The 22155-nt window shown below is 64.8% G+C and carries 20 protein-coding genes; 14 read left to right on the forward strand and 6 right to left on the reverse strand.

Features of this window, described 5'->3' with window-relative positions:
* Positions 1-16: 16 nt before the first annotated feature.
* Positions 17-985, forward strand: coding sequence for an alpha/beta hydrolase (locus tag B4L76_RS10305; RefSeq protein ID WP_296232237.1), 969 nt, complete (start codon positions 17-19; stop codon positions 983-985).
* Positions 986-1024: 39 nt separating this feature from the next.
* On the opposite strand, the gene B4L76_RS10310 is transcribed toward B4L76_RS10305, so the two are convergent.
* Together B4L76_RS10310 and pvdM are read right to left on the reverse strand one after the other, a co-directional pair.
* Complete coding sequence (locus B4L76_RS10310; protein WP_296232238.1) at positions 1025-2317, reverse strand: aminotransferase class V-fold PLP-dependent enzyme; 1293 nt, start codon at positions 2315-2317, stop codon at positions 1025-1027.
* A 16-nt stretch (positions 2318-2333) separates the two neighbouring features.
* Positions 2334-3680, reverse strand: a complete 1347-nt coding sequence (pvdM, locus tag B4L76_RS10315; RefSeq protein ID WP_296232239.1) for a pyoverdine-tailoring dipeptidase-like protein PvdM — start codon at positions 3678-3680, stop codon at positions 2334-2336.
* A gap of 187 nt (positions 3681-3867) precedes the next feature.
* Here pvdM and B4L76_RS10320 point away from each other — a divergent pair, with 187 nt between their 5' ends.
* Positions 3868-5484, forward strand: a complete 1617-nt coding sequence (locus B4L76_RS10320) for a PvdJ/PvdD/PvdP-like protein (RefSeq protein WP_296232240.1) — start codon at positions 3868-3870, stop codon at positions 5482-5484.
* Positions 5485-5509: 25 nt separating this feature from the next.
* On the opposite strand, the gene B4L76_RS10325 is transcribed toward B4L76_RS10320, so the two are convergent.
* The 3 genes from B4L76_RS10325 to B4L76_RS10335 are packed head-to-tail and all read right to left on the reverse strand — an operon-like array spanning position 5510 to position 10069.
* Positions 5510-6928, reverse strand: coding sequence for an efflux transporter outer membrane subunit (locus tag B4L76_RS10325; RefSeq protein WP_296232241.1), 1419 nt, complete (start codon positions 6926-6928; stop codon positions 5510-5512).
* 3 nt (positions 6929-6931) lie between these two features.
* The gene (locus tag B4L76_RS10330; protein WP_296232242.1) at positions 6932-8896 is read right to left on the reverse strand and encodes a MacB family efflux pump subunit; all 1965 of its coding nucleotides are present in this window, start codon (positions 8894-8896) and stop codon (positions 6932-6934) included.
* A complete protein-coding gene (locus B4L76_RS10335; RefSeq protein ID WP_296232243.1) occupies positions 8897-10069 on the reverse strand; it encodes an efflux RND transporter periplasmic adaptor subunit in 1173 nt (390 codons plus the stop codon).
* A gap of 225 nt (positions 10070-10294) precedes the next feature.
* Here B4L76_RS10335 and B4L76_RS10340 point away from each other — a divergent pair, with 225 nt between their 5' ends.
* From B4L76_RS10340 to B4L76_RS10350, 3 genes are all read left to right on the forward strand, one after another.
* Positions 10295-10771, forward strand: a complete 477-nt coding sequence (locus B4L76_RS10340; protein ID WP_296232244.1) for a sigma-70 family RNA polymerase sigma factor — start codon at positions 10295-10297, stop codon at positions 10769-10771.
* A 168-nt stretch (positions 10772-10939) separates the two neighbouring features.
* The gene (locus tag B4L76_RS10345) at positions 10940-11419 is read left to right on the forward strand and encodes a histidine kinase (protein ID WP_296232325.1); all 480 of its coding nucleotides are present in this window, start codon (positions 10940-10942) and stop codon (positions 11417-11419) included.
* Between the two features lie 71 nt (positions 11420-11490).
* Positions 11491-12813 carry an MFS transporter gene (locus tag B4L76_RS10350; RefSeq protein WP_296232245.1) on the forward strand — a complete coding sequence of 441 codons (1323 nt, stop codon included), beginning with the start codon at positions 11491-11493 and terminating at the stop codon, positions 12811-12813.
* Positions 12814-12902: 89 nt separating this feature from the next.
* Here B4L76_RS10350 and B4L76_RS10355 read toward each other — a convergent pair whose 3' ends face one another.
* A complete protein-coding gene (locus tag B4L76_RS10355) occupies positions 12903-14585 on the reverse strand; it encodes an electron transfer flavoprotein-ubiquinone oxidoreductase (protein WP_296232246.1) in 1683 nt (560 codons plus the stop codon).
* A gap of 537 nt (positions 14586-15122) precedes the next feature.
* Here B4L76_RS10355 and B4L76_RS10360 point away from each other — a divergent pair.
* From B4L76_RS10360 to B4L76_RS10400, 9 genes are all read left to right on the forward strand, one after another.
* Positions 15123-15872 carry an electron transfer flavoprotein subunit beta/FixA family protein gene (locus B4L76_RS10360; RefSeq protein ID WP_296232247.1) on the forward strand — a complete coding sequence of 250 codons (750 nt, stop codon included), beginning with the start codon at positions 15123-15125 and terminating at the stop codon, positions 15870-15872.
* Positions 15873-16802, forward strand: coding sequence for an electron transfer flavoprotein subunit alpha/FixB family protein (locus tag B4L76_RS10365; RefSeq protein WP_296232248.1), 930 nt, complete (start codon positions 15873-15875; stop codon positions 16800-16802).
* Positions 16803-16877: 75 nt separating this feature from the next.
* Positions 16878-17699, forward strand: a complete 822-nt coding sequence (locus B4L76_RS10370) for a substrate-binding periplasmic protein (RefSeq protein ID WP_296232249.1) — start codon at positions 16878-16880, stop codon at positions 17697-17699.
* A 9-nt stretch (positions 17700-17708) separates the two neighbouring features.
* Entirely contained in the window at positions 17709-18062 is a 354-nt protein-coding gene (locus B4L76_RS10375) for a DUF4398 domain-containing protein (RefSeq protein WP_296232251.1), read from the forward strand.
* Positions 18059-18871, forward strand: coding sequence for an OmpA family protein (locus B4L76_RS10380; RefSeq protein WP_296232252.1), 813 nt, complete (start codon positions 18059-18061; stop codon positions 18869-18871). The genes B4L76_RS10375 and B4L76_RS10380 overlap by 4 nt, the downstream gene beginning before the upstream one ends.
* A 163-nt stretch (positions 18872-19034) precedes the next feature.
* The gene (locus B4L76_RS10385) at positions 19035-20477 is read left to right on the forward strand and encodes a PLP-dependent aminotransferase family protein (RefSeq protein ID WP_296232254.1); all 1443 of its coding nucleotides are present in this window, start codon (positions 19035-19037) and stop codon (positions 20475-20477) included.
* 63 nt (positions 20478-20540) lie between these two features.
* Positions 20541-21029, forward strand: a complete 489-nt coding sequence (locus B4L76_RS10390; protein WP_296232255.1) for a hypothetical protein — start codon at positions 20541-20543, stop codon at positions 21027-21029.
* Between the two features lie 129 nt (positions 21030-21158).
* Positions 21159-21413: a YkgJ family cysteine cluster protein gene (locus tag B4L76_RS10395; protein WP_296232256.1), complete on the forward strand. Its 255-nt coding sequence runs from the start codon at positions 21159-21161 to the stop codon at positions 21411-21413.
* Between the two features lie 28 nt (positions 21414-21441).
* A complete protein-coding gene (locus B4L76_RS10400) occupies positions 21442-22050 on the forward strand; it encodes an START domain-containing protein (RefSeq protein ID WP_296232257.1) in 609 nt (202 codons plus the stop codon).
* The last annotated feature ends 105 nt before the right edge of the window (positions 22051-22155 follow it).

A 22155-nucleotide genomic window follows, 5' to 3' on the forward strand; every position in this document is an offset into this window, starting at 1 on the left:
CATCCAAGGAACCCACATGGCACTGCACCCCGATCTGGCGGCTTTTCTGGAACTGGTCGAGTTTGGCCGGCTGACGGGCAGGAGCCTGCCCATGCACGCGATGGACGTGGCCCAGGCCCGCGCCGAGTTCGAAAGCAGCTCGCAGGTGCTCGACCCGAGCCCGCCGGGCCATGTGATGGTCAGCGAGCTGCAGTTCAGCGTGCGCGACGGTACTCGCCTGGCGGCCCGTCTGTACCGTCAGGGCCAGGCCGGCACCGCCTTGCAACCGGTGATCCTGTACCTGCACGGTGGCGGCTACGTGGTCGGCAGCCTCGACTCGCATGACTCGGTGTGCCGCCGTCTGGCGGCGCTCGGCGAGTTCGCCGTGCTGGCGGCAGACTACCGCCTGGCACCGCAGCAGCAGTTCCCGGTGGCGCTGCACGACGTGCTGGACGCCGCCAACTGGCTGGCCGAACAGGCGGCGGCGCTGGGGCTGGACAACCGCCGGATAGTGCTGGCAGGAGACAGTGTGGGGGCCAGCCTGGCAGCGGTCATGGCCATCATGGCGGTGCAGCAGCCCGAGGCCCTGGCATTCAAGCCGCTGGCGCAGTTGCTGTTCTACCCGGTGACCGACATTGCCTGCCAGCGGGAATCGCATCGCCAGCATGCCGAGGGCTACCTGCTGGAGACGCCCACCCTGGAATGGTTCTACCAACACTACGTGCCGCAGCCCGAGCAACGCCTGGACTGGCGGGTGTCGCCGTTGCGCTCGATGCTGCGACAAGCGTTGGCGCCGGCGTATCTGTTCGTGGCCGAGTACGACCCGTTGCACGATGAAGGTATCGCTTATCGGGACTGGCTGCTGGCGGGTGGCACGCCGGTGCGCTTTGCGCGGGTGGAGGGCCTGACCCATGACTTTTTGCGCATGTCGGGGATCGTGGGGCAGGTGGAGGGCATCTATCGGGATGTCGGGACGTGGTTGCAGGGCATCGGGGAGCAGGGCTGACGCGAGACTGCCGGGGCGCGCGTTGCGCCCCCCAGGGCGTCACCCGTGAACGCGTCGCCGCAGAACATCTACCAACCGCTCGATCTCGGCCTCGGTATTCAACAACCCTGGCGCCGTCCGCACCACCGGCCCCACGTCCCGCGACACGGCATCGACCACGATGCGCTGGCTATTGAGATGCCGGGCGACGTCGTCGGCATCCTGGCCCTTGACCCTGAAGAAGGTGAACCCCGCCGAATACCGTGCGCTGCGCGGGGTCACCAGTTCGATACCCGGCAGTGCCTCAAGCCGTTGCCGCAGGTAGTCGTTCAACTGGTGAATACGCGCCTGCACCGCCGCCTTGCCCAGTTGCAGGTGCAATTCGAACGCCTTGCCCAACGCCCAGCGGTGTTCGAACGCGTGGTAGCCACCCGGTGTCATCACGGTGGCGAAGTCTTCATTCTCGGAAAAGGTGGCAATGGTCGGGGTCAGTTGCTCCAGCCCGGGGGAGGCCGCGCAGATGATCCCGGTACCGCGTGGTCCGAACAGCCACTTGTGGGTACCGGCAATGAAATAATCGCAGTTCAGGTCGGCAAAGCGCATGTCTTCGACGCCAAAGCCATGTACGCCGTCGATCACGTAGATGATCCGGTCCTGCTCGTCACGCTGGCGGTTGACCTCGCGCACCAGTGCGCCGATCTCGCCCACCGGCAGTTTCACGCCACTGCCCGAGTGCACCCAGGTCATGCCCAGTACCCGGGTCTGTGGCCGGATGGCGGCAGCGATGGTGGACAATACCTGGTCGCTGCTGACCTTGGCGGGGTCGTCGAACAAGCGCAAGCGGCGCACTGGGGTGCCGTCGCGCGTGGTGCGGAAACCCATGGTATGGCGCGCCGCCGAATGCTCATGCACGGTGGTGAGGATTTCCTGGCCCGGCGCAATTTTCAGCCCGCCGTAGATCAGCGCGAGGCCTTCGGTGGTGCTGCCGGTCAGGGCAATCTGGCGGGGCGTCACTTCGAGGTAGCGCGCCGCCCACTCGCGTACGGCGGCTTCGTGCTTCCACTCCGACTGGCTGTCCCAGTCCACCAGGCGGGCCGGGTGATGGTCGAAACGGGCGCGCAATGCCTCGATGGCTTCGCGCACCGGGCGTGGGTGCGAGGTGATCAGGAAGTTGGCGAAGTGGGCATAGCTAGGATCCAGCTCGAACAGACCGCGAAATGCAGCCCAGTCGTTGCCACTGGCAGCTTGGACAGGCGCTGCATGGGCGGTTGCCCGCAACGGGCCGGGGCCTGTCAACGGCAAGGCGGCAGCCAGCAGGCCGGCCTGTTTGAGAAAGGTGCGACGGTCGTTCATCACGTGGCTCGCAAGTTCAGTGGGATAAAGAGGCGACAGGTTGTGCGGCACGTTGCACCTGCTCCCACACCCGCAGGAAATTGCCGCCCCAGAGCTTGGCAATATCTGCTTCGGAGTAACCGCGACTGATCAGTTCGGCAGTGACGTTGCGTGCCTCGCTGGCGTTCTGCCAGCCGTCGATGCCGCCGCCTTCGTTGAAGTCCGAACTGAGGCCGACATGGTCGATGCCGACCTTGCGCACCGTGTAGTCGATGGCGTCGCCGTAGTCCTTGAGGGTGGCCGGGGGTTCTTCTTCGAGAATGCCGTACAGCTCGTTGGCATACTGGCCGACCTTCTGCTCGGGCCAGCCGGCTATCACCGGGTCACCCGGCATCAGTGCGTAGTTGAGGTCAGCCAGTGGCGGCAGGGCGTAGCGTGCGCGCAATGCGTTGAGTTTGCCCTGGGTCTTGCTGCTCAGCGGCTTGAGGTAGGTTGAGAAGGCCACCAACTGGACCACACCGCCGCTGTCCTTGATCAGTTGCAGTTCCTTGTCGGAGAGGTTGCGCCTGATGTCGACCATGGCCCGTGGCGCCGAGTGCGACGCCACCACGGGCGCGCGGCTGAGGGCGACGGCCTGGGCCAGCGCCTTGCTGGACATCTGCGACACATCGATGATCACGCCCAGGTCATTCAGCCGTTGCACGGCGCGTTTGCCGAGCGGCGACAGTCCACCAAGGGCATCGGCAGTGTCATTGAAGAACGGCAACGGGCGCGACGAATCGGCCCAGCTGTTGTTGCCCACATAGCTGAAGCCGAACATGCGCACCCCGCGTGCGGCCCAGCGGTCGAGCTGGTCGATGTCGTCGCCCAGGGCGTAGGCATTGAGCATGCTGAGCAGCACCGCGAACTTGCCCTCGCCGTGCAGGCGCCGAAAGTCTTGCGGGGTGTAGGCGATGCCAACCTGTTGCGGGAAGTCGCGGACCATCGCGCTGATGGCGTTGTAGCGCACCTCCTGGGTATGCCGGGCGGCCTCGACGAAGCCCGGGGTAGGGCGGTGCGGGGCAGTGCTGCCGGTCCATGATTCGGGCCAGGCGAATATCGTCAGGGCAGCACCGGACAGACGCCCGCGTGCAGCCTTGGCCAGGTCGAAGCGGCCAGCGCCGTCCTTGTCCGCCTCATTGCCTTCGGTGCCGAAGGTCAGCGGCAGGGTGACATGGCTGTCGAACGAGAGGATGCGTTCCTGCAGGTCGTCGGCCTGGCGGGTCACCTCTCTGGAGTAGCCGGCGGGCGTGGCGAAATAGTGCCAGGCAGCAAACCCGGCGCCAGCGCCAAGCGCGGTGGCCAGGCTGATAAACAGGGCTTTGTTCCAGCGTGAAGTCTTCATCTTGGTCTCAGTTGGTTCACCGTCGAGGGATGGGCACAGAGGCCGCCGCTACCTGCAGTGGACGAGCCTGCCGCGCAGGAATTTAGCCGCGGCCTTTGGCCATGCACGGTTAAATTTCGCCGCTCATGCAACGTTCTAGCCTTGGACGGGCCGTGCTCCATGGCCGCAATGAATGCACAGGTATGCAATGACGATTTCGCGACGCGGTTTCATCGCCGGTGTGGCATTGACGGGCGTGGTGGTGCCCGCTGCGGTGGCTGCGCTGTATCACCAGCGGCAGAGCGCCGCCGAGGAATTTCCGGAGACGCCTGGCGAGGCCGTCGTCGAGTTGGCCGATACCGGCCTGCAGCAGTTGGGCGATACCCTGCGCGGCGTCTGGCGCTTGACCCTGCTGGGCGAGGAGGCGGGCCTGCAGGGCTTGCCGGCGGGCGACTTGGAGCTGTTTCTTGACGTTGCAGGCAATGGCCGCGCCCTGCGCGGTTATCTGGATACCCCCGAGCGCCTGCGTGCGGAGGCGGAACCGCGTTACCGCGTGGTCGGCGACTTGCTGGTGGACACGCCGGGCACCTTGCGCTGGCGGCTGTTTTCGTCCCGGGCGCGCTATGAATGCCATGTCGTGCTCGACGAGGTATGGGGCCGCTTCGGCAACGCCGGGCCAGCCACCCTCAATGGGCGCATTGCCTGCCTCGACCGGGCGTTGTCGTTGCCGCTGCAGGATAACCAGTTCGTGGCCTTGAAACGCACCTTCCCGGAAGCCCGCGAACGGACCCCGCTGAACCCGCAACTGCTGGCCTGGCTGGTCGCCCCGGAGCATCGCCTGTTCCACCAGCTGTGGCACGCCGCGCGGGACAAATGGCACAAGCTGGCCAAGGACAAGCAGGCGGCCCTGCGTGGCCTGGGCTGGCAACCCGGGCCGCGTGACCGCGAGCGGGATGCGCGGGGGCGGCACAAGGACCGCAATGGCTCGGGCGAGGACTTTCTGTTCATGCACCGGCATATGCTGGGCAGCGCCCGTGCGTTGCAGGACCTGCCTTCCTGGCCGCGCTTCCCGCTGCCGCAGCCGGAACTGGAGCGCGACCGCCTCGGCTTCGCCCGTTACTTCGACAACCATGACGGCAATGCCCTGCCGCCGACCTGGCTGGCCAGCGGTGACGCGGCGTACAGCCAGTGGGTACGCGACATCAAGGCGGCGGATACCTTCCACGGCAATTTCCAGGTCTGGGAGTCGCGCTATACCGACCCGGAATACCTGGGCACGCTGACCTTGGCGCAGTTCGGCTCGGAGCTGGAACTGGGCCTGCACGACTGGTTGCACATGCGCTGGGCATCGGTGCCGCGCGACCCCGCCAATGGCATGCCGGTGCCCACGGCGCGCACGCCGGATGACTTTGCCGAGCGTTGGTTCGCTGCGCAGAACGATTTCCTTGGAGACCCGTTTTCCTCCCATGTGAACCCGGTGTTCTGGCGTTTTCATGGCTGGATCGACGACCGCATCGACGATTGGTTCCACGCCCACGAACGGCTGCACCCCGGCGAGGTCCGGCGCCTGCAGGTCAACGGTGTGCCGTGGTTCGCCCCCGGGCGTTGGGTGGCCGTGGCGGATCCGTGGCTGGGGCCGGATACCCATGGTTGCTCGACCGTGCCGGGGCTGCGGCCTGGGCGCAGTGTGGAGATGGACCCGGAAACGATGAAGCTGGCATTGCGCATCATCTACAGCGATGACGGTCTGTTCGAGCGACTGCAACCCAGGGTGCCGCAGCGACCGTGGTATGCGCGCAACCTGAGGATGGTGCAGCGCCAGTGATGAAGCACGCGCCGTTGGCGCGCGCCTATAACCGATCGTGCACAGGATCGATTTCCCAACCCCCGCCCAGTGCCTTGTACAACGCCACGCTGCCCTGCAACCGCGCCAGGCGCAGTTGCGCCTGCTGGTCCTGCGCCACATACAAGGTGCGCTGGGTCTCCAGCACGCTCAACAAGGTCTCGGCTCCCGCGGCGTAACGCTGTTGCGCCAGCTCGAATGCCAGCCGTGCCTGTTGCACCTCTTCATCCTGCCATTGCCGCTGGCGCTCCGCGCCGTCGATTGCATTGAGCGCCTTCTCGACATCGGCAAAGCCGGCCAGGATGCTGCTGCGGTAGGTCTCCAGCATTTCCGCCTGTTCGGCTTCGGCCAGTTCACCTGCCGCGCGCAACCGGCCGTTGTCGAAGACCGGCGCGACCAGGCCACTGGTGAGCGTGTAGTAGGCGCTGTCGAACAGGTGGGCAACGGTATTGGCACCCGCCCCCAGGCTGGCGCCGAGGGTGAGCTTGGGCAGCATGGCCGCGCGGGCGACCTGCACGTTGGCGCTGGCGGCTGCCAGTCGTGCTTCTGCCGCTGCGATATCCGGGCGGCGGGTGAGCAGTTCGCTGGGCACGCCACTGCCGATGGCAGGCCACTGCAGGCTGGCGATCGCTTCCTGGCTGCTGGGCAGCGACTGCACCGGTTCACCGAGCAGGGTCGCCAGGGTGACCCGGCTGTCTTGCCACTTCTGCTCCAGCAACGGCAACTGACGTTGCTGGGCGGCGACCAGGCTGCGCTGCTGGGCCAGCTCCAGGCGCGTGGCGGCCCCGTTGCGCTGGCGCGCTTCGACCAGTCCCAGCACGTCCCGGGCATTGCGCAGGTTCAGGCGGGCGATGCGCAATTGTTCTTTCAGGGCCAGCCCCTGCAAATAACTGTCGGCCACGGCACTGACCAGGGTCAGCTCGACAGTCTGGCGGTCGAAACGGCTGGCATCGAGGCTGCGCAGGGCATTTTCGCGAGTCGCCCGCAGGCCGCCCCAGAAGTCGATTTCGTAGCTGGCGCTGAGCTGCAGGTCGAATGAGGTGCTGGTCGGTTCGTTGCGGCTGACATCTAGCTGGTCGTTGCCCTCGCCATGCAGCAGGCGTTGGCGGTTGCCGTCCAGGCCCAGCTTCAGTTCCGGCAGCAATGGCGCGCCGGCCATGACTGCGCGGGCGCGCGCCTGGCGCACCCGCGCCGTGGCGGCGGCGAGGTCGTGGGCATTGTGCAGGGCATGCTGCACCAGGCGGTCCAGTTCGCGGCTGGCGAAAGCATGCCACCATCGTGTCGTCGGCCGTTGGGCCGATGCTGATACGGCTGCGCCCTGCCAGGCGAGCGGTGCGGGAATGCCGTTGGCGGGCATGGGGGGCGTGGTGCAGGCGGCAAGGCTGACGCACAGGGTCAGCAGGCTGAAGCGGCTGGGCAGAGTCATGGGTTATTCACTGGTAAGGGCTTTGACCGGATCGAGGCGGGCGGCCTTGCGCGCTGGCATGAAGCCGAACACGATGCCGGTAACCACGGCGCAGGCAAAGGCGCCGAGCATGGCGGGCAGGGCGAAGGCTACTGCCACCTCAGCCAGCATCAGGCCGGCGCCGATGGCCAGGGCCAGGACGATGCCGGCCAGGCCGCCGACCATCGACAGCATCACCGCCTCGCTGAGAAATTGCCGCAGGATGTCGCGCTGGCGGGCGCCGGTCGCCATGCGGATACCGATTTCGCGGGTGCGCTCGCGCACGGTCATCAGCATGATGTTCATCACCCCGATGCCGCCGACCAGCAGCGAAATCGCAGCAATCGCCCCCAGCATCAGCGACAGGCTGTTCTGTGTGCGCGCTTCGGCCTGGATCAGCGCGGCATCGTTGGTCAGCTCGAAGTCGCGGCGCCCGTTGTGGCGCTGGCGCAGCAGCTGGTCGATGGCCGCTTCGGTCTCGTCAACCCGCGTGGAGTCGAGAGCGGCGACGGCGATGTAGTCCGGGTCGCGCTGGCCGAACAGGCGGATGGCCGCCGCAGAGTAGGGCACCACGATGCGCCCGTCGCTGTCCTGGTCGCCGGAGCTGGCACCCTTGCCTGCCAGGATACCGACCACCTGGAACGGTACATTGCCGATCAGCAGGTACTGCCCCAGCGGGTCGCGCCCAGGGTCGAGCATCTTGTCCCGCACTTTCTGGCCGATCACCGCCACTGCCGCGGCGGTGGCTTCATCGGTTTCGGTGTAGAAGCTGCCGTGCACCGCCGGCCAGTTGAAAAGTTCGGGGAAGCGGGTGTTGTTGCCACCCACATAGAACCGCTGGCTGTGGTTGCCGTAACGCACCATCATCTTTTCTCCAAGCACCGGCATCACGTGCCGAACCTGCGGCAACTGGCCGATGGCGGCGACATCGTCGAGAGTGATGGTACCGGCCTGTTCGCCCAGGCTCGCCGGTTTGCCATTGAGGTAGAGGATGTTCGAGCCGAAGGCGGCCATCTGCGCCATCACCTGGCGTTTGCTGCCTTCGCCCACGGCCAGCATCACCACCACCGAGGCGACACCGATGACGATGCCCAGCAGGGTCAGGGCGGTGCGGAAGCGGTTGACCCACATCACCCGCCAGGCGGCCTGCAGGGCTTCGCGCAGTTCGCCTTTCCACGCCCCGCGCAAGGCCGCGCCGCGGTCCAGGTGCTGACGCAACTGGTCGGCCTGCAGCCCTCGTCCATGGTCCACCGGGGGCTGCCCGGTGGCCGAATCGCTGATGACCACACCGTCGCGAATCTCGATCACCCGCTGCGCCCGCGCTGCCACGTTGCGGTCATGGGTGATCAGGATGATCACGTGGCCCTGACTGGCCAGCTCGTCGAGCAACGCCATCACCTCGCTGCCGCTGTGGCTGTCGAGCGCGCCGGTGGGTTCGTCGGCGAGGATGATGTGGCCGCCGTTCATCAAGGCTCGGGCAATCGATACCCGCTGCTGCTGGCCGCCAGACAACTGGTGCGGGCGGTTGCCGGTGCGGCTGGCCAGACCCAGGCGGTCGAGCAGGGCACTGGCGCGGGCGTGGCGTTCGCTGGCAGCGATGCCAGCATAGATGGCCGGCATTTCGACGTTTTCCCGCGCCGAGCCGGAGGGGATCAGGTGGTAGCCCTGGAACACGAAGCCAAACGCCTCGCGGCGCAACCAGGCCAGCTCGTCACTGCCCAGTTCGGCCACGTCCTTGCCGGCGAAGCGGTAGCTGCCGGAGGTAGGGCGGTCGAGGCAGCCGAGGATGTTCATCAGCGTCGACTTGCCCGAACCTGAGGCGCCGACAATGGCGACGAACTCGCCGGGGTGGATGCGCAAGCTGATGCCATGCAGGATATCGACTTTGGGGGAGCCGACGCCGCCGAAGGATTTACGGATGTCGACCAGTTCGATCAGGGGTGTGCTCATTCAGCCTCCGTTGACGCCAGGGGCGCCGATGACCAGGCGTTCGCCTTCACTGAGGCCGTCCAGTACCTGCACCCGCAGGCGGTCACTGAGGCCGGTGCGAACCTGGCGTTGTTCCACCTTGCCGTCGCGGGTCAGCACACGCGCCAGGCGCAGGCCATCCGCTTCGTCCAGCGCAGCCCGTGGCACGGTCAGCACCTGGCTGGCCTTGCCTGCGACGAAGAACACCTGGGTGGTCATCTCGGCCATCAGCGCACCGTCCGGGTTGTCGACATCCAGCAACACGCTGTACTGCACCACCTGGTTGCCAGCGCTGCCGTTGCTGACGCTGGCCGGGCTACCACCGCCCTGGCTGGCCTGTTCCAGTGGTTTGGGTGGCACCGGCAGCACCTGGCGCACGGTGCTGGTCCAGCGGCGCTTGCCGCCAGCCAGCGTGGTGAAGTACGCGGTCATGCCGGGCTTGACCTTGCCGATGTCAGCTTCCGATACCTGTGCCCACACTGTCATTGGCGAGAGCCTGGCGATGCGCAGGATCAACGGGGTTTGCTGTTGGGCGTTGAGGGTTTGCCCCTCGCGGGCATCCACCGCTACCACGGTACCGTCCATGGGCGCATAGATGCGTGTGTAGCCCAGTTCGGCCTCGTCGCTGCGCAAGCTGGCCTGGGCCTGGCGAATCTGCGCCTGGAACATGTCGATGCGTGCCTGGGTGACGTTGAGCTGGGCAGTGGCGGTTTGCACGTCTTCGTCGCGGGTGGCGCCGGCAGCGGCCAGGTCGCGTTGGCGCTTGAGCTGCTGCCGCGCCAGTTGGAACTGCGCGCGTTGCTCGGCAAGCTGGGCCTTGAGGTTGTCGATCGAGTAGCGGCCGGCATCCAGCCGGGCCTGCTGGGTCGAGGGGTCGATCTCGACCAGCAGCTGGCCTTTGCGTACGGTGTCGCCGACTTCGACGTGCAGGGTGTGGATCTGCCCGGAGGCCTGGGCACCGACATCCACGTAGCGTCTTGGCTGCAGGGTGCCGAGTGCGGTGACGCTGCTTTCGATGTCGGCGCGGGTCACGGCGACCGTGCTGGGCGTTGGTGCAGCGTAGGGCGGGATCGTCCAGGCCAGCAGGCAGCCCACGGCGAGCAGACCCAGGCCGAAGAGCAGGGCCCGGGGACGGGTGTTGGGTAAAGGTCTCATGCACACTTCCAGCCAAGTGGGTGCCAGATAGACGAAAGCGGCAGAAAAGGATTTAGCGGTTATCGCGTGGGGCTGGCATGGCGATAGGGATGTGACGCCGGCCGCCATACCCGTGTTGCTGAGAATCATTATAATTTGTAAGATCGCAGGTTGATATCACTCGGTCCCGCTCGCTGCCTGAAAGGGCTTTCTGGCCAGGCTGGCAGGACGATCTCAGGTAACGTCGTGGAACATTACTATCGCGAACTGGTGGGCTTCCTTTCCGCGCGCCTGGGCAGTCGCCAGGCCGCGGAAGACGTGGCGCACGATGCTTACCTGCGGGTGCTGGAGCGCACCGACGGCGAACGCATCGAGCACCCACGTGCCTTCCTGTACCGCACCGCGCTCAACCTGGTAGTCGACTGCCATCGGCGCCATCTGGTACGCCAGGCTGAGCCGCTGGAAGTGCTGGACAGCGACGAGCGCTGGCACACCCCGGCGCCGGCTCATGACATGCAGCTCGACCAGCGCCTGGCGCTGATGCAGCGTGCCCTGGATGAGCTGGGCAAGGTTTGCCGTGAATGCTTTTTGCTGCGCAAGCTCGATGGCCTGTCGCACCAGCAGATTGCCGACCACCTGGGTATTTCCCGCAGCTTGGTGGAAAAACACATCGTCAACGCCATGAAGCACTGCCGGGTGCGCATGCGCGAGTGGGAATGCTGAGTGCCGGCCAGCCAGCGACCGAAAATTCCCTCGCCCACTACTTGATTTCTGCGTCTTTCCCGACTTCTATCAAGGTAGACCCCTGCCAGGCCTCGACCTGGCAGTAGCCGTCACTGGCGCAGTACGGTCATGGAGCGTACCCATTACCCCACTGCCCAGGCCCGACCAATGGCAAACAAGACCTTGCGCATCCTTATCGCCGATGCACACCCGTGCCAGCGCCTGCAGCTGGAACGGCTGCTCAATGGGCTGGGCTATTACCGGATTGCACCCGTGGACAGCTTCGAGGAGCTGCAGCGCTTGGTGCTGTGTGCCTTGCAGCCGTTCCATCTGCTGCTGGGCAATATCGAGCTGGCCAGCCATGCCGGGGTCGACCTGGAGCGCTTCTGCCGGGTCAGCCCGCAGATCCAGCATGCCCTGCTGTATCACTCCAGTCAGGTGAAAGTCCCTTCGGTGCCCCAGGCCGAGCGTCAGGCCGTCAGCCTGAGCCTGCCGCAGGTGCCTGACAATGAGGCGCTGGAGGCGTTCATGGCGATCATCGACACGCCGCTGCAGGTCGGCAAGCTGCCACTGCCGGGCACGCTGCCAGCGGCACCGGCGCGGCCAGTGGCGCGGGCCAACTTCGCCCACACGGTGTTCAACCGCTAGCAAGCCACAGGCGCGGCAAGGGTGCTGCTATTTGCTATCCTTCCGGCCTTTGCCGATTTGCGGACCCTGCCATGACTGCCAACGATACCGCTCGCCCGTCCCGGTTCAGCCGCGGCGACCACCGGACCCTGGGCCTGGCGGCGCTGGGCGGCGCGCTGGAGATCTACGATTTCATCATTTTCGTGTTCTTTGCGCTCACTCTCAGCCAACTGTTCTTCCCGCCCGAGATGCCCGAATGGCTGCGCCTGCTGCAAAGCTTCGGGATTTTCGTCACCGGCTACCTGGCGCGACCGCTGGGCGGCATCCTGATGGCGCACTTCGCCGACCACCTGGGGCGCAAGCGGGTGTTCAGCCTGAGCATCCTGATGATGGCCCTGCCGTGCCTGTTGATCGGGGTGATGCCGACCTACGCCGACATCGGCTATGCGGCCCCGCTGATCCTGCTGGCCCTGCGCATTCTGCAGGGCGCGGCGGTCGGCGGCGAGGTGCCCAGCGCGTGGACCTTCGTCGCCGAGCACGCGCCTGCCGGGCGGCGCGGTTACGCCCTGGGGTTCCTGCAGGCGGGGCTGACCTTCGGCTACCTGCTGGGGGCGCTGACTGCGACCTTGCTGGCGCAACTGTTCACCACGCAGGAGATCCTCGACCATGCCTGGCGTTACCCGTTCCTGCTGGGCGGGGTATTCGGCGTGGTTGGCGTGTGGTTGCGTCGCTGGCTCAGCGAAACCCCGGTGTTCCTTGCCTTGCGTGCGCGCCGGCAAGCGCCGGTGCGCTTCCCGCTGCGCCAGGTGCTGGGCGAACACCGGCGGGCGTTGATCCCGGCGGCGCTGCTGACCTGTGTGCTGACCTCCGCCGTGGTGGTGCTGGTGGTGATTACCCCGACGGTGATGCAGCAGCGCTTCGGCATGACGGCCGGGCACACTTTTGCCCTGAGCAGCGTGGGTATCGTGTTTCTCAATATCGGTTGCGTGCTGGCCGGCCTGCTGGTCGACCGCGTCGGCGCCTGGCGCGCACTGATGCTCTACAGCCTGCTGTTGCCGCTGGGCATCGGCGTGTTGTACACCAGCCTGGTAGGGCAGTGGGGCATGACCTGGGCGGCCTATGCACTGGCCGGCCTGTGCTGTGGCGTGGTGGGGGTGGTGCCGTCGGTGATGGTCGGGTTGTTCCCGGCCGAGATCCGTGTGTCGGGTATTTCCTTCACCTACAACGTGGCCTACGCACTGTGGGCCAGCACCACACCGCTGGCGCTGATTGCCTTGATGCCGTGGAGCCCGTGGGTGTGTGCCGGGTTCTGCCTGATCATGGGCGCGGTGGGGTTGTTGACGGCGCTCTGTTTCGGGCGTCGTGAGCCGTTGCCGATGAGCGAGCCCGACCTCCTGCCGACGCGGTGCCTGTAGGCGCGGCCAGTACCGCCAGGCAACAGGTAAAACAGAAAGCCCCCGGCTCGTGAGAACCGGGGGCTTTTCTTTACCGCAAGGGCAGGGGCTTACATGTTCGGGTAGTTCGGCCCACCCGCGCCTTCAGGGGTGACCCAAGTGATGTTCTGGGCCGGGTCCTTGATGTCACAGGTCTTGCAGTGCACGCAGTTCTGCGCGTTGATCTGGAAGCGCTTGCTGCCGTCTTCCTGGCTCACCACTTCGTACACGCCCGCCGGGCAATAGCGCTGCGCCGGCTCGTCATACAGCGGCAGGTTGCTGGCGATCGGAATGCTCGGGTCGGTCAGCTTCAGGTGGCAAGGTTGTTCCTCTTCGTGGTTGGTGCTGGAGAGGAATACCGAGCTGAGCTTGTCGAAGCTGAGCTTGCCGTCCGGTTTCGGGTAGTCGATCTTCTGCGAGTCGGCCGCCAGCTTCAGGCAGGCGTAGTCCGGCTTGGTGTCGTGCAGGGTGAACGGCAGCTTGCCACCGAACCAGTTCTGGTCGACATAGTTGAACGCACCGCCGAGGATCGGGCCGAACTTGTGGATGGCCGCGCCGAAGTTGCGGCTGGCGAACAGTTCTTCGTACAACCAGCTGGCCTTGAAGGCGCTGACGTAGCCGTTCAGCTTGTCGCCGCCTTCGCTGCCGGCGGCCAGCGCGTCGGCGACCGCTTCGGCCGCCAGCATGCCGGACTTCATCGCGGTGTGGCTGCCCTTGATCTTGGAGAAGTTCAAGGTACCCAGGTCACAACCGATCAGTGCACCGCCGTCGAACACCATTTTCGGCAGCGAGTTCAAACCACCTTTGGCGATTGCGCGGGCGCCGTAGCTGATCCGCTTGCCGCCTTCGAGGTACTGGCTGATCACCGGGTGGTGCTTCAGCCGCTGGAATTCGTCGAACGGTGACAGGTACGGGTTGGCGTAGGACAGGTCGACGATCAGGCCGACGACCACCTGGTTGTTTTCCAGGTGATACAGGAACGAACCACCGGTGTTGTCCCTGGCCATCACATCCAGCGGCCAGCCGGCGGTATGCACTACCAGGCCCTGTTCGTGCCTGGCGGGGTCGATTTCCCAGATTTCCTTCAAACCGATGCCGTAGTGCTGAACATCGGCTTCGCTGTCGAGGTTGAAACGCTTGATCAGTTGCTTGCCGATATGGCCACGGCAGCCTTCGGCGAACAGGGTGTACTTGGCGCGCAATTCCATGCCTGGGGTGTACAGGCCGTCCTTCGGGTTGCCTTCGCGGTCGACGCCGAGGTCACCGGTAACGATGCCGCGGACCACGCCGTTGTCATCGAACAGGGCTTCCTGGGCGGCGAAGCCCGGGTAGATTTCCACGCCGAGGTTCTCGGCCTGCTGGGCCAGCCAGCGGCACAGGTTGCCCAGCGAGATGATGTAGTTGCCGTGGTTGTGCATGGTCTTGGGCACGAACAGGTCAGGCACCCTGGTCGCGCTGCCGGCATCCTTGAGCACGTAGATGTCGTCGCGTTTCACTTCGGTGTTCAGTGGCGCGCCGAGGGCTTTCCAGTCGGGGAACAGCTCGTTCAGGGCTCGCGGTTCGAACACCGCCCCGGAGAGGATGTGGGCGCCGACTTCAGAGCCCTTTTCCACCACGCAGACGCTGATTTCGCTACCGGCTTCGGCGGCCTTCTGCTTCAGGCGGCAGGCGGCGGACAGGCCTGCCGGGCCGGCGCCGACGATGACCACGTCGAATTCCATGTATTCGCGTTCCACTGGTTCTCTCCTACTCATCAAGGCTCGTGCTGTTGCTTGGTCTTATGGGTGCGCGGGGCATTCGCCGCGGTTCTACGCAGCGGCGGAGCTGTAGCTGGGCAAATGACGGACTACACCGTTTTGTCTTGGCCGCGCATTATATCTACACCACTTGGCGGGTCCAATACAAACGTTTGTTTGAATTTGCCGCAGGCCAGTAAAATCACTGGAGCGCGGCTGGAGGGTGACCGATTTGCCGTATTGACCGGATTGGGTGTTACGGTCAAGATACGAGCGGTTTTACGTTCGCCGTAGGCTTGCAGCCGGGCGCAGGTACACCTCTAAAGACCAGGTGTGGAGCAGGGTTTTGCGGCCTTGGGCCGGTTTGTAGTGGAGTTTACACGCCACGACAGAAAATGACCCGTGAGTATTTGACGCAAGCGTCCGGACAAGACTGTTCGGTCACTGTGAAGTTACTGCCTCCCGGTACGTTTTTGGAGGTGCCCTTGTACCCACGCGCATCGCCGGGCATGGCCCCAGGCGACTATCTATTCACCGGAGAGTAACGAGGAATCCATGAAGGTTCTTGTAGCTGTCAAACGAGTGGTCGACTACAACGTCAAGGTTCGCGTCAAGGCGGACAACTCCGGCGTCGACCTTGCTAACGTCAAGATGTCCATGAACCCCTTCTGCGAAATCGCCGTGGAAGAAGCCGTGCGCCTGAAGGAAAAAGGCGTTGCGACCGAGATCGTCGTCGTCTCCGTCGGCCCGGCCACCGCCCAGGAGCAACTGCGTACCGCCCTGGCTCTGGGTGCCGACCGCGCCATCCTGGTCGAAGCCGCTGACGAATTGAACTCCCTGGCCGTGGCCAAGGCGCTGAAGGCTGTTGTCGACAAGGAGCAGCCGCAACTGGTCATCCTCGGCAAACAGGCCATCGACAGCGACAACAACCAGACTGGCCAGATGCTGGCTGCGTTGACCGGCTTTGCCCAGGGCACCTTCGCCTCCAAGGTGGAAGTGGCTGGCGACAAGCTGAACGTCACCCGTGAAATCGACGGCGGCCTGCAGACCGTGGCCCTGAACCTGCCAGCCATCGTCACCACCGACCTGCGCCTGAACGAGCCACGCTACGCGTCGCTGCCGAACATCATGAAGGCCAAGAAGAAGCCGCTGGAGACCATCACTCCAGACGCGCTGGGCGTTTCCCTCGCCTCCACCAACAAGACCCTGAAGGTTGAAGCCCCGGCTGCCCGCAGCGCAGGCGTCAAGGTCAAATCGGTGGCCGAACTGGTCGAGAAGCTGAAGAACGAAGCGAAGGTAATCTAAATGACTATCCTGGTTGTCGCTGAATACGAGAACGGTGCCGTAGCCCCGGCCACCCTGAACACTGTTGCCGCTGCCGCCAAGATCGGTGGCGATGTGCACGTGCTGGTCGCCGGCCAGAACGTGGGCGGCGTTGCCGAATCTGCCGCGAAGATCGCTGGCGTGGCCAAGGTGCTGGTTGCCGACAACGCAGCCTATGCACACGTCCTGCCGGAAAACGTCGCGCCGCTGATCGTCGAACTGGCCAAAGGCTACAGCCACGTGCTGGCCCCGGCCACCACCAACGGCAAGAACATCCTGCCGCGCGTTGCCGCGCTGCTGGACGTGGACCAGATCTCCGAGATCATCTCGGTCGAGTCCGCCGATACCTTCAAGCGCCCGATCTATGCCGGTAACGCCATTGCCACCGTGCAGTCGAGCGCGGCCATCAAGGTCATCACCGTACGTACCACCGGCTTCGACGCTGTGTCGGGCGAAGGTGGCTCGGCTGCCGTTGAGGCCGTTGGCGCCGCACATGACGCCGCTATCTCGGCCTTCGTTGGCGAAGAGCTGGCCAAGTCCGACCGCCCGGAACTGACCGCTGCCAAGATCGTCGTCTCCGGCGGCCGCGGCATGGGCAACGGTGACAACTTCAAGCACCTGTACAGCCTGGCCGACAAGCTCGGCGCTGCCGTCGGTGCTTCGCGTGCCGCGGTCGACGCGGGCTTCGTGCCCAACGACATGCAGGTCGGCCAGACCGGCAAGATCGTTGCACCACAGCTGTACATTGCCGTCGGTATCTCCGGCGCGATTCAGCACCTGGCCGGCATGAAGGACTCCAAGGTGATCGTGGCGATCAACAAGGACGAAGAAGCGCCGATCTTCCAGGTGGCTGACTACGGTCTGGTCGCCGACCTGTTCGAAGCGGTGCCAGAGCTGGAAAAGCTGGTCTGATCCGCCTGCTTCACTTATAAAGAACCCGGCCCTCGTTTCGAGGGTCGGGTTTTTTTATGGGCTGAGGAGTGAGGGATGACGTTGCGCGGAACGGGCAGGGTGCTGGCATGCATGGCGGTGTTGGCGTCGCCGCTGGCCATGGCGGCAGGCAAGTGCGAACGCCTGGTTGCCACCGGCAGCCCCGATGCGCCACCATATTCATGGCAAGACCCGAACGACCCGAAACACTTGATCGGTGCCAATGTCGACCTGCTGCGCCAGGTGGCTGGCGAGTTGGGCTTGAAGGTGGAGGTGCTCAGCGCCGGGCGTCGTGACCAGGCACTGGAAGAAGTGCGCAGCGGGCGCATGGACCTGTTGCTCGACACACCCATGCAGGTGGAGCAACTGACCGCGCTCGACTACATTCACCCACCCCTGCAGCTCAATGAATACCTGGTGTGGACCCGCCACGATAGCGAGCTGGCTTTCGATGGCCCGGCGGACCTGGCCAGGTACCAGGGCAGTGTGTCCGAGCGCGCGCGGCTGACGCCGGCCTTCACCGCGTTCGTCAAGGCCCAGCTGAAGCTGGCGCCGGCGCAGAACCTGACCCAGGCATTTCAGAAGCTGGTGCTCGGCCAGGTTGACTATGTGCTTGCAAGCCGCTACGCGGGTATGGCGATGACCCAGAACCTGGGCGTGAGCAACCAGCTGATTGCCCGCGGCCTGCCGGTGGACCGGCCGGGGCTGTACCTGGCCGTGTCACACAATTCAGCCTGCAATGACAGCTGGTTGCGTGGGCAATTGGCAAAAAAACTGACAGAATTGCCGATCTCCGGTGCGTCCGAGGCCGTGCTGCAACGCAATGTCGAGCGCTGGAAAGCCCAGCTGCAAGTGCCGTCGGACGCCCCCAAACACTAGGAAGATTGCGTGAGAACCCAACCACTAATCCTTGCCCTGGCCGTACTCGGCCTGGCTGGCTGCGCCAACGATCCGGCCCCTGTCGAGCAGATGCGCATTTCCGAGCAGGCACTGGAGCAGGCCAGGGCCGTCGGCGCCACCGAACAGGTCGAAGCGCTCAAGCTGGCCGAAGACAAGCTGGCCCGCGCCAAGACCAACATGCTCACCGAAGAATACCGCGATGCGCGCATGCGCGCCGAGCAGGCCGAGCTGGATGCACGCCTGGCCGAAGCCCAGGTGCTGAACCAGAAGAGCGAAGAGCAGTTGCAGCTGCTGCAGTCGCGGGTCAAGCGCCTGCGCAAGCAGCTGGAGGTGCAGCCATGATCCGCCGTGCACCATTGGCCGCGCTGGCCATGCTGGCGCTGGCGGCAGGTTTGCAGGGTTGCGCCAGCCAGCGCAGCAGTGCTGCACTGGATGACGCCAGCGCCGCCTTCCAGAAGGTCAAGGACAACTCCGATGTGCTGCGCAGTGCCCCGCGTGACGTGATTCGCGCAGGCGAGTCGCTGGCTCGCGCCGAGCGCCTGTCCAGCTACATTGGCACCGGTGCCGACGTGCGCCATTACGCCTACCTCAGCCAGCGCTACAGCGAGATCGCCAGCGAGCATGCCCGCCTGGCACTGAACCAGGAGCGCCAGGCCAAGCTCGACCTGGAGCGCCAGCGCCTGCAGCTGGCCTTGCGCGAGGCCAAGCTGGCCAGCGTCCAGCAGCAGGGCAAGTGGATCGAGTCGCAGATCGCCGCGCTGGCCTCGGAGCAGACCGATCGCGGTCTGGTAATGACCTTGGGTGACGTGCTGTTCGATACTGGCCGTGCCGACTTGAAGAACTCGGCCAGCCGCACCGTGCTCAAGCTGGTGCAGTTCCTTCAGCTCAACCCGCGCCGGGTGGTACGGATCGAAGGCTATACCGACAGTACCGGCACTGCCGAGGACAATCTCAAGCTGTCGCGTGACCGGGCGCAGGCCGTGGCGGACATGCTGGTCGACCTGGGCATCGACGAGAAGCGCCTGCAGGTCGAGGGGTATGGCGACCAGTACCCGATCGAGGCCAATGCCTCGGAGCGGGGCAGGGCGCAGAACCGCCGGGTGGAGATCGTGTTCTCCGATGACAAGGGCAGGCTCGCGCCGGCGCGCTGACCCTTGTGCGAGGACCGCTTTGCGGTCCTCGCCGCTTTTCATGCAACTGTATTGTTGACTATCCTGCAATCTGTCCCCGTACACTTTGCAACTGTTACGGTATTCTCTACCCTCAGTGAGCGACACAAGAACAACGAGTCCGTCCGCGCGTCGAGATCCCGCCATGACCAACCTGCTGCTGTACCAGCGTATCGCCCAGCAACTGGCCGATGACATCCGTCGTGGTGTCTACCAGCCAGGCGAGCGCGTACCGTCCGTGCGCAAGATGAGCGCCCAGCTCAATGTCAGCCATGCCACGGTGCTGCAGGCCTATGCCAACCTCGAAGACCAGGGGTTGATCCGTGCGCGGCCGCAGTCCGGCTACTATGTGCACCAGACCCCGGCCCTGACCGCGCAGACGCCGGATATTGCCCGCGTGGAGCGCCCCGGCCTGGTGACCCGCGCCAGCATCATCCAGCAGGTGCTGACCGAGGCGCGCCGCGACGGCGTGTTCCCGTTCGGCGCCGCGGTACCGCACGTCGATTACCTGCCGGTCCGCGCCCTGCACCAGCAGATCGCCAAGGTGACGCGCTTCCATAGCCCGCGAGCCTTCAGCTACATGTTCAGCCCCGGTTTCGAACCGCTGCGCCGGCAGATCGCCATCCGCATGCGCGATGCCGGCGTGCTGGTCGACCCGCGTGAAGTGATCGTGACCCATGGTTGCGTCGATGCGCTGCAGATGTCGTTGCGCGTGTTGACCCGCCCCGGCGACCTGATCGCTGCCGAGTCGCCCACCTATTACGGCCTGCTGCAACTGGCTGACCTGTTGGGCCTGAAGGTGATCGAGATCCCCAGCGACCCGTCCACCGGCATCAGTCTCGAGGCTTTGCAACTGGCCGCCAACCAGTGGTCGATCAAGGCCTTGGTACTGACTGCGCGGCTGAGCAATCCGCTGGGCGGCACCGTCCCGGAAGAGCGGCAGAAACAGTTGCTGCGCCTGGCGTCGGACTTCGATATCCAGATCGTCGAGGACGACATCTACGGCGAGTTGATGTTCGAGCAGGGCAAGACCAAGGCCCTGAAGGCATTCGATCGGCTGGACCGGGTGATCTACTGCTCGAGCTTTTCCAAGACCCTGTCCCCCGGCGTGCGCGTGGGCTGGATGATCGCCGGGCGCTACCAGGACGAGATCCAGCGCCTGCAAACCTTCACCACCCACTCGGCGTGCAGTGTGACGCAGATGGGCGTGGCAAGTTACCTCGAGAATGGCGGCTACGACCGGCACCTGCGTTACATTCGCCAGGAGTACCGCAAGAATCTCAGTGCCTACCAGCTGGCGGTGCAGCAACATTTCCCCGAGGGCACCCAGATGACCCGGCCGACCGGCGGGTTCATCCTGTGGGTGAGCCTGCCGGGGCGGGTCAATACCCAGGAGCTGCACGTGCGTGCGCTGGAGCAGGGTATCAGCATTGCGCCGGGGCTGATCTTCAGTAATACCGAGCAGTTCAACCACTGCATCCGCCTCAATTGCGGAATTCCGTGGAACAAGGAAGCCGAGCGTGCGGTAATTACCCTCGGGTTGCTGGCCCAGCAGTTATGCCGGGAGCCGGCGGCCGCATTTTTGTAGGCTTGCCACGCGCCTGCGGAACAGGGAGCATACGCACTTTTACTGCCAGCCTGTCTTTTTGCCATGAAAGCTCTGCGTCGTTTTGCCCTGATCCTGTGCCTTGCTCCGCTCTGCTGCCTTGGTGCAGGCCAGGCCGCGCAGGCGGCCGGCCAGGTGCAGGCGGCCCAGGTGCAGCCGGCCCAGAAGGCGCTGGCGAAGCCCGCGCAGAAGGCGGCGGCAAGCAAGGCCGCCAAAAGCAAGGCCACCAACAGCAAGGCGAAGCCCGCCCGCAAGCCGGTGAGCAAGGCCGTGGCCAAGCCGCTGCCCAAGGCCAGGCTCGATCTCAGCCTGCCCGCCGATATGGTCGACAGGCTGGAACCGGAGGTTGGTGACCCTTCGCCGATCCAGCGCCGCAAGCCCTTGCTGCCACCGCTGTTTACGGAAAAGCCAGAGGCCGACAGCCCGTTCCAGCTCAATGGCCGGTTGATCAACAACGAAATGCAGCTACAGCTGCGCAATGACAGCCGTCGTGACGTGGAAGGGGCGGCGATCGATTTCGAGTTCCGCCAGTAGCCAGTAACTGACTGCCGGGTCATGGCACATTTCATCGTGCCAGCAATTTCAAACGACTGTTTGAGCGGTTAATATCCAGGGACGTTCGTCCCGTTTTGTTCCAGGGAGTCCTGATCTTGGTGAGTTGCCATGAAGTGCCGTGAGGGTTGCGGTGCCTGCTGCATTGCCCCGTCCATCAGCTCTGCGATGCCGCGCATGCCCAATGGCAAACCGGCTGGCGAGCGCTGCCTGCACCTGACCGCCGACAACCTCTGCGACCTGTTCGGCAAGCCCGAGCGGCCCGCGGTGTGCGGCGGTTTCCAGGCGGATATCGAGGTATGCGGCAACGACCGTGACGAGGCGATCAGGATTCTTGGCTGGTGGGAGCAGATGACGGCGGCATAAGGCTGGATCTTCGACAACAAGGATAAACATGATGAGACCGTTCAAGCGTATTGCACTGCTGTGTGGCATGGGTGTTCTGCTGGCCCCTGTGGCCTGGGCCGAGAACTGGCAGGTGGCCAAGGATGAGGAGGGGATCAAGGTATCGCTCAGCGAAGTGGCCGGCTCCAAGTACAAGGCTTACCGCGGGGTGACCCTGATCAAGGCGCCGTTGGCCAAGGTGCAGGCGCTGCAGGAGGATGTGGTCGGGGCCTGCGCTTGGATTCACGAATGCAAGACGCAGAAAGTGCTCAAGCAGGAAGGTGACCAGGTCTGGACCTATACCCAGTTCAATACGCCATGGCCGGTGACCCCGCGCGATTCGGTACTGCGCGTGACCACGGTCAGGGAGGCTGACGGCAGCCTGACCCGCAAGCTGGTCGAAGAGCCGACCTACGTTCCGCAAGAGAAGGGCTTCGTGCGGGTGGCCAAGGTCGAAGGGTTCTGGAAGCTGGTGCCCAAGGGCGACAGCACCGAAGTCACTTACCAGGTGCACACCGAACCGGGTGGCAGCGTGCCGGCGATGGTGGCCAACAAGTTCGTGGTGGATGCCCCGTTCAATACCCTGAAAGGGTTGCGCGAGCGGGCTGAGAAAAACTGACAGCTTGTGCCTGGCCTCTTCACGGGCTCGCCGGCGAAGAGGCCAGGGCAAGAACGGCAATAAAAAAGGCTGCCCGAGGGCAGCCTTCTTGCGTTCGGCTATCGA

It is taken from the genome of Pseudomonas sp. UBA4617 (genome assembly GCF_002386445.1).
In the GTDB taxonomy this organism is placed as follows: Bacteria; Pseudomonadota; Gammaproteobacteria; order Pseudomonadales; family Pseudomonadaceae; genus Aquipseudomonas.

Bases quoted from the DNA above. Each gene is read 5' to 3' on its own strand.
- B4L76_RS10305 (WP_296232237.1), top strand. From the start codon at position 17: ATGGCACTGCACCCCGATCTGGCGGCTTTTCTGGAACTGGTCGAGTTT.
- B4L76_RS10320 (WP_296232240.1), top strand. From the start codon at position 3,868: ATGACGATTTCGCGACGCGGTTTCATCGCCGGTGTGGCATTGACGGGC.
- B4L76_RS10365 (WP_296232248.1), top strand. From the start codon at position 15,873: ATGACTATCCTGGTTGTCGCTGAATACGAGAACGGTGCCGTAGCCCCG.
- B4L76_RS10380 (WP_296232252.1), top strand. From the start codon at position 18,059: ATGATCCGCCGTGCACCATTGGCCGCGCTGGCCATGCTGGCGCTGGCG.
- pvdM (WP_296232239.1), bottom strand. From the start codon at position 3,680: ATGAAGACTTCACGCTGGAACAAAGCCCTGTTTATCAGCCTGGCCACC.
- B4L76_RS10395 (WP_296232256.1), top strand. From the start codon at position 21,159: ATGAAGTGCCGTGAGGGTTGCGGTGCCTGCTGCATTGCCCCGTCCATC.
- B4L76_RS10390 (WP_296232255.1), top strand. From the start codon at position 20,541: ATGAAAGCTCTGCGTCGTTTTGCCCTGATCCTGTGCCTTGCTCCGCTC.
- B4L76_RS10400 (WP_296232257.1), top strand. From the start codon at position 21,442: ATGATGAGACCGTTCAAGCGTATTGCACTGCTGTGTGGCATGGGTGTT.
- B4L76_RS10335 (WP_296232243.1), bottom strand. From the start codon at position 10,069: ATGAGACCTTTACCCAACACCCGTCCCCGGGCCCTGCTCTTCGGCCTG.
- B4L76_RS10310 (WP_296232238.1), bottom strand. From the start codon at position 2,317: ATGAACGACCGTCGCACCTTTCTCAAACAGGCCGGCCTGCTGGCTGCC.
- B4L76_RS10370 (WP_296232249.1), top strand. From the start codon at position 16,878: ATGACGTTGCGCGGAACGGGCAGGGTGCTGGCATGCATGGCGGTGTTG.
- B4L76_RS10330 (WP_296232242.1), bottom strand. From the start codon at position 8,896: ATGAGCACACCCCTGATCGAACTGGTCGACATCCGTAAATCCTTCGGC.
- B4L76_RS10325 (WP_296232241.1), bottom strand. From the start codon at position 6,928: ATGACTCTGCCCAGCCGCTTCAGCCTGCTGACCCTGTGCGTCAGCCTT.
- B4L76_RS10355 (WP_296232246.1), bottom strand. From the start codon at position 14,585: ATGAGTAGGAGAGAACCAGTGGAACGCGAATACATGGAATTCGACGTG.
- B4L76_RS10350 (WP_296232245.1), top strand. From the start codon at position 11,491: ATGACTGCCAACGATACCGCTCGCCCGTCCCGGTTCAGCCGCGGCGAC.
- B4L76_RS10345 (WP_296232325.1), top strand. From the start codon at position 10,940: ATGGCAAACAAGACCTTGCGCATCCTTATCGCCGATGCACACCCGTGC.
- B4L76_RS10385 (WP_296232254.1), top strand. From the start codon at position 19,035: ATGACCAACCTGCTGCTGTACCAGCGTATCGCCCAGCAACTGGCCGAT.
- B4L76_RS10360 (WP_296232247.1), top strand. From the start codon at position 15,123: ATGAAGGTTCTTGTAGCTGTCAAACGAGTGGTCGACTACAACGTCAAG.